Annotated in this window: 4 protein-coding genes; all 4 read left to right on the top strand. The window is 36.2% G+C overall.

Annotated features, from left to right (window positions below; translation table 11 throughout):
- Positions 1-9: 9 nt before the first annotated feature.
- The 4 genes from ACAM22_RS04770 to ACAM22_RS04755 all read left to right on the top strand — a co-directional run bounded on the left by ACAM22_RS04770 (position 10) and on the right by ACAM22_RS04755 (position 14983).
- The gene (locus ACAM22_RS04770) at positions 10-2823 is read left to right on the top strand and encodes a phage tail tip lysozyme (RefSeq protein ID WP_369606424.1); all 2814 of its coding nucleotides are present in this window, start codon (positions 10-12) and stop codon (positions 2821-2823) included.
- Between the two features lie 237 nt (positions 2824-3060).
- Positions 3061-3627 carry a PBECR4 domain-containing protein gene (locus ACAM22_RS04765; protein WP_000013900.1) on the top strand — a complete coding sequence of 189 codons (567 nt, stop codon included), beginning with the start codon at positions 3061-3063 and terminating at the stop codon, positions 3625-3627.
- A 488-nt stretch (positions 3628-4115) separates the two neighbouring features.
- The gene (locus tag ACAM22_RS04760; protein ID WP_369606423.1) at positions 4116-14240 is read left to right on the top strand and encodes a Rib/alpha-like domain-containing protein; all 10125 of its coding nucleotides are present in this window, start codon (positions 4116-4118) and stop codon (positions 14238-14240) included.
- Between the two features lie 332 nt (positions 14241-14572).
- On the top strand, positions 14573-14983 hold the full coding sequence (locus ACAM22_RS04755; RefSeq protein WP_000387509.1) for a thrombospondin type 3 repeat-containing protein: 411 nt from the start codon (positions 14573-14575) through the stop codon (positions 14981-14983).
- Positions 14984-15006: the final 23 nt, after the last annotated feature.

Raw genomic sequence — 15006 nt, 5'->3', positions numbered from 1 at the left:
GGAAGTAGAATGAAGGATAAAAGAGAAATCATACGTGCCCGAAAGGCATTTAGAAGAAGTCTAAAAGATGAGAAGAAATTCTTGAAAAAAGGAAAGAAGGAGGTAAGGAAACAGAAAAAAGATTCCTCTGTACTGGATGAAAAAGCATGGAAAAAAGAGATAAAAGAAAAGCTAGAGGAGATGAGAGAAGCTTCAAAGGCTAGGGTAAAACAAGCAAATGAAGACTACAATCATATTCTTCAAAATAGTCCTCCATCTTTTTTGAATCGGAAAGAATTAAGAGACAGACGGTTGCCTCATGCTAGGAAACGATTGAAAATAGCCAAGAAGCAATTTAAGGAAGCAAAGGCACAGTCAAAAGAAGAAAGAAAAGAGCGTCGTAAAGAAAGAAAAACCAATCAAAAATTTCTTTATGGTCAGGAATCGAAACAAAAATCTAATTTTTTCTTTCAAGGGAAGAGTTTAGAAGAATTAAAAGCTAAGAAAGAAGTCAAGGCTGCAAAAGAGAATCTAAAATCTACTAAACAAGCCTATAAGTCCAAAAAAGTCAGTAGGAAAGCCAAAACTTTTCTTTATGTCCTTGGACGTGAAGGTGGAGGTTTAGCTTCAGAAAATGAAGATTTAGAAGGTTATCGCACTTTACAAGAGACCATTAGAAAAGGGAAACGCTACAGTCGGCTTTCTTATAACCTTGGAAAAGCTAGTGTCAAAACAGGACAAGCAACAGGTCGTTTTACCAAGAAAAGACTGACCAACACAAAAGAGCGATACCATCATTTTAAAGATGGAAAAGGATGGAAACTAGCGAAAGATAACCCAAGTTCCTTTAAAAATCGGTTTCGAAAATTAAAGAAACAAGGTCTTACAAGTGTCCGAAATATCTATCAAAAACTAAAAGCAGCCTTTTCCTTCTTTACATTTACGGCTGGAAATCCTGTAACCTGGATAGTTGGAGGATTAGTCTTTCTTCTCTTATTTATGATGAGCTTCTTTTTAGGATTTTCATCTGCTAGTTTGATTCAACAAGATGAATTTGAATTAACAAAAGCTTATACCCACCTAACTTGGGAAGATGCAGAACATACTCGTACAAATGACAAAGGAATTACCTATTACACAAAAGTTGATGATGTGATGGGGTATATGAACTTTAAATTCCATGACTATGAGTTACACAAACCAGTTCACTTATTTAGTTCAGAAACTTACAAGGATTATCTGTCTACTTTGTGGCATGATTTAAACGATGGAGAAGATTTGAAATCCATGCAAGACCTCTATGAAACTCCTAAGTATAAACTATCGAAAGACGATCAAGAGGAAATGAAGGAACTAAAAGAAGAAGGTGTCTATGCTTCCATGCAAGAATTGGACAATCCATTTGAAGGGAAAAGCAACGAAGATAGTCTAACCATGACTTATCGTTATGGATACTATGATTTAGACGGGAAACCTACCCTTCAGGAGTACATTCTACTAGAAGCGAAGGCTCACCAAACGATTGTCGCACCAATGGATGGTGTTGTATCTCTAGATGGCGACAATGTTATTCTCACTAACGGAAAAGGAGAGAATGAGAGTCGATTGACCTTGTATTCTATTCATAATGGCCGTGCGATTGAGGGGACAAGAGTTCTAACGGGTGATATTATTGGTGAAACACCAGACGATACAGGTTTGAAAGTTTCCTATCAAAAGTATAAGAACAAGAAAGAAAAATTAGTGTATGTCAATCCACAATTTTATTTTCCAAAAGTCATTCAACTTCAGACCACTATCTTACCTGCCATTGGTCAGTTTGGTGGAGATGAGTTTGAACGAGCAAAACATATTTATGATTTTTTGAAATCTCAAGGGGCAAGTCCCCAAGCCATTGCGGCTATTTTAGGAAATTGGTCGGTAGAATCTTCTATTAATCCTAAACGAGCTGAAGGAGATTACTTATCTCCTCCTGTTGGAGCTACCGATTCCTCATGGGATGATGAAGCATGGTTAGCGATTGGAGGTCCAGCCATTTATAGTGGTGCTTATCCTAATATCCTTCATAGAGGTTTGGGTTTAGGGCAATGGACGGATACTGCAGATGGTTCAACACGTCATACAGCTTTATTGAATTATGCACATAGTAAAAATAAGAAGTGGTATGATTTAGACCTCCAACTTGATTTTATGCTTCATGGGGATAGTCCTTACTATCAAAGTTGGTTAAAAGATTTCTTTAAAAATACAGGCAGTGCAGCTAATCTCGCCCAACTCTTCCTCACCTATTGGGAGGGAAATTCTGGTGACAAACTACTGGAAAGACAAACCAGAGCAACGGAATGGTATTACCAAATTGAAAAAGGCTTTAGCCAAACAAATGGAGGACAGGCAAAGAGTGATCCACAATCCCTTGAAGGTGTTCGTGGGGACTTGTATGATCATTCTGTTCCTGGTGGTGGAGATGGTATGGCCTATGCCTATGGACAATGTACATGGGGTGTTGCGGCTCGTATGAACCAGTTAGGCCTAAAATTAAAAGGTAGAAATGGAGAAAAGATTTCAATCATTAATACCATGGGAAATGGTCAGGACTGGGTTGCGACAGCTTCAAGTCTTGGTGGGGAAACTGGCTCTACACCAAGAGCAGGTGCCATTGTTTCTTTTGTAGGAGGTACACATGGCACACCAGCCATCTACGGTCATGTGGCTTTTGTCGAGAAAGTATATGATGATGGTTCTTTCCTTGTGTCTGAGACAAACTATGGTGGCAATCCTAACTATACCTTTAGAAAAATCTCGCAAGCAGATAGCGCCATCAGTTTTGCCTATACTACGAAATAGAAGAGTTTAAACTTGAAATTTTAGCTATTTTCAGGTAAAATAAATAGTGTAGATGAGTGGTCGGCTCATGGTCAATCTGATAGTAATCTTGGACATAAGGGCCAAGCGGTGGCGGACACCAGAACGAAATCCGATAGCAATCTTGGACGTAAGGGCCAAGCGGTGGCAGACACCAGAATAAACCGACTGACTAGGTGGCTTACAGACTCTGTAAACCACCTTTTTTGTGAGGAAAATATGGCAAATTCTAGAGATTATCGTAATCCAAATTACACCGAAAAAATAAAACTTCAGCGTTTTTTTACTCAGTTACAAATTGCGGCTTCTTTTTTTAAAGAACACTTCGTTGGCAAAATCATGTATTATGAAACAGAAATAGAAAGTGTTGAACTTCATTTTTCACCTACTAATTTCATGCACCTATGTGGTGTTGATTACCGAAAAGGTGCAGGCAGTTTCTTTGACGATTGTTTAAATAGGCATGTCATAATTGATGAGTTGAAAATAAAAAAAGATGGAACCACGATGCAAAAGTTACAAGTTTTAGGATCCATTGAGGAGTTATTGGGAAAGCATGTTCATCTAACTGGTTCAGGACGTTATTTGTATTTGGAGTTTGATTATGCTTTACGTACAAGAAAACAGATACTAGCATTAACATTGAAAGAGACATCTAGGAAAATTGTTCCTCAATCTTTATTAGATTTGAAGAGAAAGACAGTATTTCCAAAAGGTCAAAAAGTAATTTCAATTTACTCAAAACATTTACAAACGTCGGAACTCTTTTATTATTTAAAAGATTAGTTTACATATCTTTTGTGGCATAAAATATATTTTTATCATTTTCAGGAGAACGCAGTTTTGGCTCGTTCTCTTTTTAGTTGTGATACTTCTTTCAAGGAATATTTGATAGGATTGGAGTGAAAATAGATTAACTAGGAAAGAAGGAAGTAAATGGAAGCCATTTATCAACCTGATTCGAAACTGGTTGTACTACTTGATGATAAATAATTAGCGCTAGGAACTAATAGCTGATTGGAAAATACATAGGCTAAATATTTATGTGATTTAAAATGTTATAAAAACGTAATTTTTCAGACAATAAACATCCATGTTTCATAAAATGTAATATTTATAAAGAAATAGCGAACAATATCCGTATATATATATATATATATATATACGGATATTGTTCGTTTTGTGATATGAAACTTTGCGAAAAACTCTATTGATTTATTAGATAAAAAGAGTATCATAATATATAACAAGATATTTATAACGGAGGAAATCAGATGTTTTATAAAGGTAAACATGATCGTGAAAAACAACTACGTTTTTCTATTCGCAAAGTAAGTTTTGGAGCAGCTTCAGTCGCGATTGCTGCTTTTATGATGTTTATTGGTGGAGGTACTGTTCAGGCAGATGCTATTCAAAGTAATGATAGTAGTGCTGCCTCAGTATCTTCAAATCATCAACCAAAGGAATATGATAAGAAAACAGATAATGAGGATAGAGTTAATACTTCTAATCTTAAGGTATCAGAAGCAACTTCTGAAAATACAGGATCTAAAGATGTTATTTCTTCAACTGAATCTTTTAATAATGAGAGTAGACAAGAGGAAAAACAGTTTATTAAAGCTGATACAAGTAAATTAGAATTAGCTGTTGCTCGTGTTCAAGCGTTACTTGAAAAAACTGAAGTGAATGAAAAAACAGAAGAAGTAATCAAAAGTGCGAATGAAGAATTAGCTAAAGCGCAAGACTTATTATCTAATGATAAAGTAATACAGGGAGATATCGACAAAGAATTAAGTTCTCTTAATAATATAGATTTTATTCTTAAAAGTATACCAAAAGCATCCATTGAAAAGAAATTAGAAAAAGAAAACAAAAATCAAGATCCACGAAATGGAAAAGCCATTCCAGGAAAAGGAGAGAGTGGATTTAGAGCAGAAGAAACTAGAAATGTAGAATCTAAAATACTAGAGAATGGGAATATTACTGCCAGTGGAACAATTACGACTAATGACCGAATGGGAAATTATTCTCCAACTAAGTTTTCTTATAATGTAAAATTAAAAGATGGTTCTTATCATGAAAATGATAAAATAAGTATTACTTTCGAAGAATTAGGAAGTGGTTCATCTTTGCCTGAGACATTATCAAAAGACGGAAAAGTTTTTGCCAGAAGAGAGAGTATAGAAGAATTATTTACTAATGAAGCTGCTAAAGGTAAAAAAACTTCCTTTTGGGCTCAGCGTGATGATTCAGCATCATTAGAAGAAAAAGAGCAAGCAAAATTAAAAAATAGAGGTACAAAAACTAGGTTTACTTATAAGTTTACTTCTGCAATTGAAAGTTTAAAAGATGTATCTTTCGGAGGTGCATTGAATGATTATAGTTTAAGGTATCCTGAAGTTAGTGAAGATAAATTAGTAACTGCAAAAATCTTAGTTAATAACCAAACCGTTGTTGAGAAAGAATATACTGTTAATAAAACAAATATTAAACAAGAAAAACCTAGTGAGGCACCTTCTACTATTTCAAGTTCTGGGACTTTAGAGTTTGGACAAAATGGTGAATTAATAAATCATAGTGAACAATTTAATTTTAGTACAAATAAGTATGAATATGGCGTAGGTACAACTTTTACTATTAAGTTAAACGATAAAAGTTTAAATAAATTTGTTAAAAGTGGCGATTTTAAAAAAGTTCGAGCAAATTTATCAAATAAATCAACAACTGCTAACACTAAGATAAATGAAGAGCATGTTATATTAAAATCACCAAGAACTTATGCTGAGTTTCAAGTTATTAGTCTTACTGATGATGAACTAGTTGTAAAAATTGTGGGTGGTAAGGCAACTTCAGATACAAATTATAGTTTTGATTGGGCAGCAGCCGGTGTGTCAAGAGAACCAGTTTCGAACACTGTTAATTTATATCATTCACAAACTGGTAAGTTTGGACCTGTAAATGAAACTGTCAAAATAACGAAAGAAAATAGTTCGGATGACTTGAGTGGTCAATATACAACAAATATGGAAATCTCATGGGATAATCCGAAAAAAAATTCATTTGATGCTTCTGGGAATTGGCTTAAAGAATACTTAGAACTCGGAAATGTTGCTATGCGTTATATTAATGTTGCTAATAATAATCCGATTTTAAAAGCAACTTCAATTGTTAAAGGGGGAGTAGCTGAAGTAGATAAATTTGCGACTGCAACTCCAACAAAAGATTTTACAGAAGCTAATGTTGCTACAGAAGCAAATAACACGACGAAAAAAGAAGAGACACAAAATGAGAATGTTAAAACAACCACTGCTACTGCGCCATATATTATTAAAGGAACTGATAATAAATACTATGTATTTAGAGAGTATCTAAAAAATAGTCCATATAAGCGAACATCAACTAGTGGTACAGTTTATGATGCGGTGTCAAATATTGTAGCAGCTTACGATGAAGCAAAATACGGAAAAGTTACTGTAAAATATGTAAAAGCTAATGATACTGCTACTGTTCTTAGAGAAAATGTCTTAAAAGATGCTACAGCAAAATTAGAAAATATTGTTGGTACCAATTATTCAGTTACACCAGAAGAAGAATTTAGTGAAAATGGTGTAGTTTACAAACTAGTTAAAACTGATTTACCAAATAATTCAGATGGGATATTATCAGAAAATCCTACAGAAGTTGTTTATAAATACGTAGTTAAAAATCAAAAAGCAAATGTTGTCATTAAAACAACTGATGGTAAGCACTCTACAACAGTAGAATTAACTGGTGAACCGGGAACTGCCTTACCAAATAGCGAAGACATTACTAATAAAATTAAAGAATTAAAAGGAAAAGGATACGAAGTTGAAAGTGATACATACAATGTAAATGGTGCTCATCCTGATTTTGATGACCAAGATGATGAGGAAGCAGGAGTTTCTAAACCATCTCAAACCTTTGAAATCACATTGAAACCTAGAATCATTGAAGTACCTTCATCAACGCCACATGAAAAAGATAGCCCAGTAGATCCAAATGGAAATAATCCAGAATTGAAATGGCCTAAGGGCTTGGCTGAATCTGACTTGACTAAGACCGCTAAACGTGTGATTTCTTATGTGAAGAAAGATTCTAATACAGCAGCTGAAGAAAAAGCTTTAGATGATACTGTTCAAACTGTGTCATTCACAAGAAAAGCAAAAGTAAATCTAGTTGATAAAACAGTCGAATATACAGATTGGGAATCATCAAATCAAACATGGGAAAAAGTAGAAGTTAAAACATTAGCAGGATATATTGCTGATAAAAAAGAAATTCCAGCCAAAGAAGCAGTAACCCCTGAAAAAGATACAAAAGTAATCCCTGATGAAACGGATAAGGTTACTTATACGAAGATTGGAAGTTGGACTCCAATTAATCCGACAACTGGATTAGAAGAAACTCCAATTCCATTCCCTAATGATCCAACAGACCCAACAAAAACTGGGGAAATTACAGAAATTATTCCTCATAAAGATGGCTATACTCCAAAAGATGGAAGTGGAAATTCATTAACACCAATCGATCCAGAACATTTAGATAAAGGATATCATCCGCCAAAAATCACAGATCCAAAAGCTAATATTAAGATTACTTATGAAAAAGATGATCAAAAAGCAAAAGTGAAATTCGTTTCCGTAGATCCAAAAACTCAACAAGAAACAGAATTAACGGATCATGCATTAATGTTAACTGGTAAAACAGGAGAAACGATTTCTGAAAGAGATGTTCAAACTCGTATCGATGTGTTGAAATCAATGGGTTACGATATTGTTGACAATCCATTTGATAAAAATCCAGTGTTTGATACTTTAAAAGACACAACTGATAAAGTTTCTCAAGAATTTATTATTAAAGTACAACCACGTGTGTCAACTGCTTATCCAGTTTATGTTGTAGAAGGAACTAAACCATCTTCCGAACAATTAAAAGATGCCGTGTCAACAAAAGGCAACGATAAAACAGTAGATGAAACGAAGATTCCAGAAACAACTGGAAAAGTTGGAGATGACTCATTGACAGTTCCAATAACAGTAACGTACGGTTCAGGAGATAAGAAGCGAGAAGAAACCGTCAATGTACCGGTTAAAGTTGTAAAAGGTTATCCACAAATCGTGCCTGTTGATGAAGATAAGAAACAGCCATATCCTGAAGATAGTATTGATCCAGATCAATATCCAGAAGGTTCAACATTTGAATATAAAGAAGAAGTCAATACTTCAGAGGCAGGGGACAAGAATGTTACAGTAGTTGTTAAAGACAAAGCAGGTAATAAACTTGTCGAAGTTCCAGCAACGGTACGTGTGGTAGAAAGTTATCCTCAGTATGTTCCAGTAAACAAAGAAGGTATCTCACCGAAAGATAGTATTGATCCAAGTAAATTCCCAGAAGGAACCACGTTTGAGTATAAAGAAAAACCGAATACTGGTTCCACAGGAGACAAAGATGTAACAGTTGTAGCTAAGCTAGGTACAGAAATAGTTGCAGAGATTCCTGCTAAAATTGTAGTAGTCGATAGTAAGACACAATATGTGGCAGAAAATAAAGAGAATACACAACCAGACGCCTCTAAGAGTGTTGATGAAGAAAATTATCCTGAAGGTTCTAAGTTTAAATTTAAAGAACCAGTTGAAACAAGTAAGGCAGGAGACAAGGAAACAACGGTTGTAGTAACGGATAAAGATGGAAATCCATTAGTTGAAGTTCCAGCAACTGTAGTAGTCGCAAAAGGTTATCCTCAAATTGTTCCAGTTAGTGAAGGGAATGAACAACCTAGTGTCAAAGATAGTATTGATCCAGATCAATATCCAGAAGGTTCAACATTTGAATATAAAGAAGAAGTCAATACTTCAGAGGCAGGGGACAAGAATGTTACAGTAGTTGTTAAAGACAAAGCAGGTAATAAACTTGTCGAAGTTCCAGCAACGGTACGGGTGGTAGAAAGTTATCCTCAGTATGTTCCAGTAAACAAAGAAGGTATCTCACCGAAAGATAGTATTGATCCAAGTAAATTCCCAGAAGGAACCACGTTTGAGTATAAAGAAAAACCAAATACTGGTTCCGCAGGAGACAAAGATGTAACAGTTGTAGCTAAGCTAGGTACAGAAATAGTTGCAGAGATTCCTGCTAAAATTGTAGTGGTCGATAGTAAGACACAATATGTGGCAGAAAATAAAGAGAATACACAACCAGACGCCTCTAAGAGTGTTGATGAAGAAAATTATCCTGAAGGTTCTAAGTTTAAATTTAAAGAACCAGTTGAAACAAGTAAGGCAGGAGACAAGGAAACAACGGTTGTAGTAACGGATAAAGATGGAAATCCATTAGTTGAAGTTCCAGCAACTGTAGTAGTCGCAAAAGGTTATCCTCAAATTGTTCCAGTTAGTGAAGGGAATGAACAACCTAGTGTCAAAGATAGTATTGATCCAGATCAATATCCAGAAGGTTCAACATTTGAATATAAAGAAGAAGTCAATACTTCAGAGGCAGGGGACAAGAATGTTACAGTAGTTGTTAAAGACAAAGCAGGTAATAAACTTGTCGAAGTTCCAGCAACGGTACGGGTGGTAGAAAGTTATCCTCAGTATGTTCCAGTAAACAAAGAAGGTATCTCACCGAAAGATAGTATTGATCCAAGTAAATTCCCAGAAGGAACCACGTTTGAGTATAAAGAAAAACCGAATACTGGTTCCACAGGAGACAAAGATGTAACAGTTGTAGCTAAGCTAGGTACAGAAATAGTTGCAGAGATTCCTGCTAAAATTGTAGTGGTCGATAGTAAGACACAGTATGTGCCGGTTGATAAATCTAATAAACAACCAGATGTATCTAAGAGTATTGATCCTGAACAATATCCAGATGGAGTAACATTCAAATATAAAACTCCAGTAGATACAACAACACCAGGCGAAAAAGATGTTATTGTAGAAGCAAAAGATGAGGAAGATAAACTTGTAGAAGTTCCTGCTAAGGTGAAAGTAGTGGAAGGCAAGGAACAATTAATTCCTGTAAATCCAACTGAAAAACCACAAGCAAGAGACAGTATTACTCCAAGTGATTATCCAGAAGGTTCAACATTTGAGTACAAAGTTCCAGATGGACAGACTGAACCGTTCGATGCAACAACTGTTGGTGATAAACTAGTAACAGTTGTAGTAAAAGATAAAAATGGAAATGTATTGGTAGAAGTTCCAGCAACGATTAAAGTAGTGGAAGCTAAACCAAAACCAATTGAAACACCAGTGACAAATACACCTTTAACAAAGGATGATATTGCTAAATATGTCAAAGTCCCAGAAGGTGGAAAAGTTACGAATGTAGAAAACGTTCCAGACTTAACAACCCCAGGTAAGAAAAATCCTGTTAAAGTAACTGTTACCTTACCAAATGGCAAAACAATTACCGTTGATGTTCCGGTTAATGTAACACCAGTTAAAGGTATCGAAACCCCAGTTACGAATACACCATTAACTCCAGAGGATTACACCAAAGGAATTAAAGTCCCAGAAGGTAGTAAGGTAACGAATGTTGAGAATATTCCAGACTTAACAACCCCAGGTAAGAAAGCCCCAGTTAAAGTAACGGTAGAATTACCAAATGGCAAAACAATTACCGTTGATGTTCCGGTTAATGTAACACCAGTTAAAGGTATCGAAACCCCAGTTACGAATACACCATTAACTCCAGAGGATTACACCAAAGGAATTAAAGTCCCAGAAGGCGGTAAAGTTACGAATGTTGAGAACATTCCAGACTTAACAACGCCAGGTAAGAAAGCCCCAGTTAAAGTAACGGTAGAATTACCAAATGGCAAAACAATTACCGTTGATGTTCCGGTTAATGTAACACCAGTTAAAGGTATCAAAACCCCAGTTACGAATACACCATTAACTCCAGAGGATTACACCAAAGGAATTAAAGTCCCAGAAGGTGGTAAGGTAACGAATGTTGAGAATATTCCAGACTTAACAATCCCAGGTAAGAAAGATCCGGTTAAAGTTACTGTTACCTTACCAAATGGTAAAACAACAGTAGTAGAGGTTCCAGTTAATGTAACACCAGTTAAAGGTATCGAAACCCCAGTTACGAATACACCATTAACTCCAGAGGATTACACCAAGGGAATTGCCATTCCAGAAGGCGGTAAAGTTACGAATGTTGAGAACATTCCAGACTTAACAACGCCAGGTAAGAAAGCCCCAGTTAAAGTAACGGTAGAATTACCAAATGGCAAAACAATTACCGTTGATGTTCCGGTTAATGTAACACCAGTTAAAGGTATCGAAACCCCAGTTACGAATACACCATTAACTCCAGAGGATTACACTAAGGGAATTACCATTCCAGAAGGCGGTAAAGTTACGAATGTTGAGAACATTCCAGACTTAACAACGCCAGGTAAGAAAGATCCGGTTAAAGTTACTGTTACCTTACCAAATGGTAAAACAACGGTAGTAGAGGTTCCAGTTAATGTAACACCAGTTAAAGGTATCGAAACCCCAGTTACGAATACACCATTAACTCCAGAGGATTACACCAAGGGAATTACCATTCCAGAAGGCGGTAAAGTTACGAATGTTGAGAACATTCCAGACTTAACAACGCCAGGTAAGAAAGCCCCAGTTAAAGTAACGGTAGAATTACCAAATGGCAAAACAATTACCGTTGATGTTCCGGTTAATGTAACACCAGTTAAAGGTATCGAAACCCCAGTTACGAATACACCATTAACTCCAGAGGATTACACCAAGGGAATTACCATTCCAGAAGGCGGTAAAGTTACGAATGTTGAGAACATTCCAGACTTAACAACGCCAGGTAAGAAAGCCCCAGTTAAAGTAACGGTAGAATTACCAAATGGCAAAACAATTACCGTTGATGTTCCGGTTAATGTAACACCAGTTAAAGGTATCAAAACCCCAGTTACGAATACACCATTAACTCCAGAGGATTACACCAAGGGAATTGCCATTCCAGAAGGCGGTAAAGTTACGAATGTTGAGAACATTCCAGACTTAACAACGCCAGGTAAGAAAGCCCCAGTTAAAGGTATCGAAACCCCAGTTACGAATACACCATTAACTCCAGAGGATTACACTAAGGGAATTACCATTCCAGAAGGCGGTAAAGTTACGAATGTTGAGAACATTCCAGACTTAACAACGCCAGGTAAGAAAGATCCGGTTAAAGTTACTGTTACCTTACCAAATGGTAAAACAACGGTAGTAGAGGTTCCAGTTAATGTAACACCAGTTAAAGGTATCGAAACCCCAGTTACGAATACACCATTAACTCCAGAGGATTACACCAAGGGAATTACCATTCCAGAAGGCGGTAAAGTTACGAATGTTGAGAACATTCCAGACTTAACAACGCCAGGTAAGAAAGCCCCAGTTAAAGTAACGGTAGAATTACCAAATGGCAAAACAATTACCGTTGATGTTCCGGTTAATGTAACACCAGTTAAAGGTATCGAAACCCCAGTTACGAATACACCATTAACTCCAGAGGATTACACCAAGGGAATTACCATTCCAGAAGGCGGTAAAGTTACGAATGTTGAGAACATTCCAGACTTAACAACGCCAGGTAAGAAAGCCCCAGTTAAAGTAACGGTAGAATTACCAAATGGCAAAACAATTACCGTTGATGTTCCGGTTAATGTAACACCAGTTAAAGGTATCAAAACCCCAGTTACGAATACACCATTAACTCCAGAGGATTACACCAAAGGAATTAAAGTCCCAGAAGGTGGTAAGGTAACGAATGTTGAGAATATTCCAGACTTAACAATCCCAGGTAAGAAAGATCCGGTTAAAGTTACTGTTACCTTACCAAATGGTAAAACAACGGTAGTAGAGGTTCCAGTTAATGTAACACCAGTTAAAGGTATCGAAACCCCAGTTACGAATACACCATTAACTCCAGAGGATTACACCAAGGGAATTGCCATTCCAGAAGGCGGTAAAGTTACGAATGTTGAGAACATTCCAGACTTAACAACGCCAGGTAAGAAAAATCCGGTTAAAGTAACTGTTACCTTACCAAATGGCAAAACAATTACCGTTGATGTTCCGGTTAATGTAACACCAGTTAAAGGTATCGAAACCCCAGTTACGAATACACCATTAACTCCAGAGGATTACACCAAAGGAATTAAAGTCCCAGAAGGCGGTAAAGTTACGAATGTTGAGAACATTCCAGACTTAACAACGCCAGGTAAGAAAGCCCCAGTTAAAGTAACGGTAGAATTACCAAATGGCAAAACAATTACCGTTGATGTTCCGGTTAATGTAACACCAGTTAAAGGTATCAAAACCCCAGTTACGAATACACCATTAACTCCAGAGGATATTGAAAAACATGTGAAAGTTCCTGAAGGTGGAAAAATTATTGGAGTAGGTGAAATTCCAAAAGTAAATACTCCAGGAGATAAAGGTACTGTCAAAGTTAAAATTGAACTTCCTAATGGTAAACAAATAGAAGTAGAGGTGCCTGTAAACGTAACTCCAATTAAAGATATCGTGAAAAAACTTGGGGATCCAATTACAAATGAGGATGTTGAAAAACATATTCAAATACCAGAAGGTGGAAAAATCATTAGTATCGGGGATAAACCATCTACAGATGTACCGGGAGAAAGACCAAGTGTTCCAGTAGTAATCGAATTACCTGGAGGTAAACGAGTAACCGTTAAAGTCCCTGTTATTGTTACCCCAAAAACAACTCCTGTAGTGGTTGAGGTAGGAACACCGATTACAGAAGATATGGTGAAGCAACATGTTGATTTACCAGAAGGATGGAAAATTACTAAAGTTGGAGAAATTCCAAAAACGAATACACCAGGTGATAAACCATCTGTAACGGTTGAGATTGAATTACCGGATGGACGTAAAGTGACAGTAGAAGTTCCTGTCAAAGTAACTTCTAAATCTAATCATGGTAATAGTTACGGTAATAATGGTAGTTCAACAACTCATATCGTAACACGTTACCAAGATGGTGATGGTAAAGAAATTTCTCCAAACGAAAATGGTAGCCATGGACCTAAGACTTTAGAAGGCTATGAATATATTGGCACTAAGACAGATAAAAATGGCAATGTGATTCATACCTATAAGAAAGTAACTATCCCGACTCGTTCTGAGCAACCAAGCTCTCCAGAGACTCCTACAAGTCCAGAAAAACCAGTAGCTACTCCAGTTCAGACAAGTTCTACTGATTCTAAACCAGTAGCCGTTGAAACAACCGTAGCCAATGACAAGAAGGAATTACCAAATACTGGTACAGAAGATAAGTCTGGTCTAGCTAGTCTTGGACTTCTTGGAATGTTGGGTGCATTCGGACTCGTAGCTCGTAAGAAAAAAGAAGATTAAAGATTTGTCGATTATTTATCTTGTGTAATATTAAATCCAGACCTATATAAAAACTTTACGAAATAGTATTTGGATAATAATATAAAGATTGTTGATGCTGAAAAAATATCAGGATCACAGGAACGTATAGTATCAGTAACTTAAAAAAGTCTGATACTATGCGTTTTTTTATGGAAAGATTTATTAGTACTTACTTTTTATAAAGTTTTTAACTAATATAAATGTTTTACTTATTTATTGTAGATATGTTTTGTAATGATTGTGATACTTCTTTCAAGGAATATTTGGTAGGATTGGAGTGAAAAAAGATTAACTAGGAAAGAAGGAAGTATATGGAAGCCATTTATCAACGTGATTCGGATCAAGATGGATTAACTGATGCTCAAGAATTGGCGCTAGGAACCAATCCTCTTAGCGCAGATTCTGATGGTGATGGACGTTCAGATTTAGTGGAAATAGAAGAAGGAACCAATCCCTTAGAAAAGGATTTACAAGACATAGACCAAACAAGTATAACTGAATCGTCATCAGTATTTATGGAAATGAAACAAAAGATTTCAGATATGATGGAGAGTCACTACAAGGAATTTATACAGGCTCTGATTAGTATTGAAACAGGGATTGAAAACCAACAAGACCTAGAAGACTTATATACTTACTACATGAGAACAGATGCTGTTTCTCTTTTGTCTAGTAATTTAGAAACCAGTCCTCAAGAGGTGGAAATGGAGATAGAGTTGTAGGGGAATCATGTGATTCTCCTATT

It is taken from the genome of Streptococcus sp. SN-1, from assembly GCF_041154385.1.
In the GTDB taxonomy this organism is placed as follows: Bacteria; Bacillota; Bacilli; order Lactobacillales; family Streptococcaceae; genus Streptococcus; species Streptococcus mitis_CT.
Note: the sequence above shows the minus strand (reverse complement) of the source record. Positions and strands in the feature narration are given on the sequence as shown.

Excerpts from the sequence above, each read along its gene's own strand:
- ACAM22_RS04770 (WP_369606424.1), top strand. The coding sequence starts at position 10 with ATGAAGGATAAAAGAGAAATCATACGTGCCCGAAAGGCATTTAGAAGA.
- ACAM22_RS04760 (WP_369606423.1), top strand. The coding sequence starts at position 4,116 with ATGTTTTATAAAGGTAAACATGATCGTGAAAAACAACTACGTTTTTCT.
- ACAM22_RS04765 (WP_000013900.1), top strand. The coding sequence starts at position 3,061 with ATGGCAAATTCTAGAGATTATCGTAATCCAAATTACACCGAAAAAATA.
- ACAM22_RS04755 (WP_000387509.1), top strand. The coding sequence starts at position 14,573 with ATGGAAGCCATTTATCAACGTGATTCGGATCAAGATGGATTAACTGAT.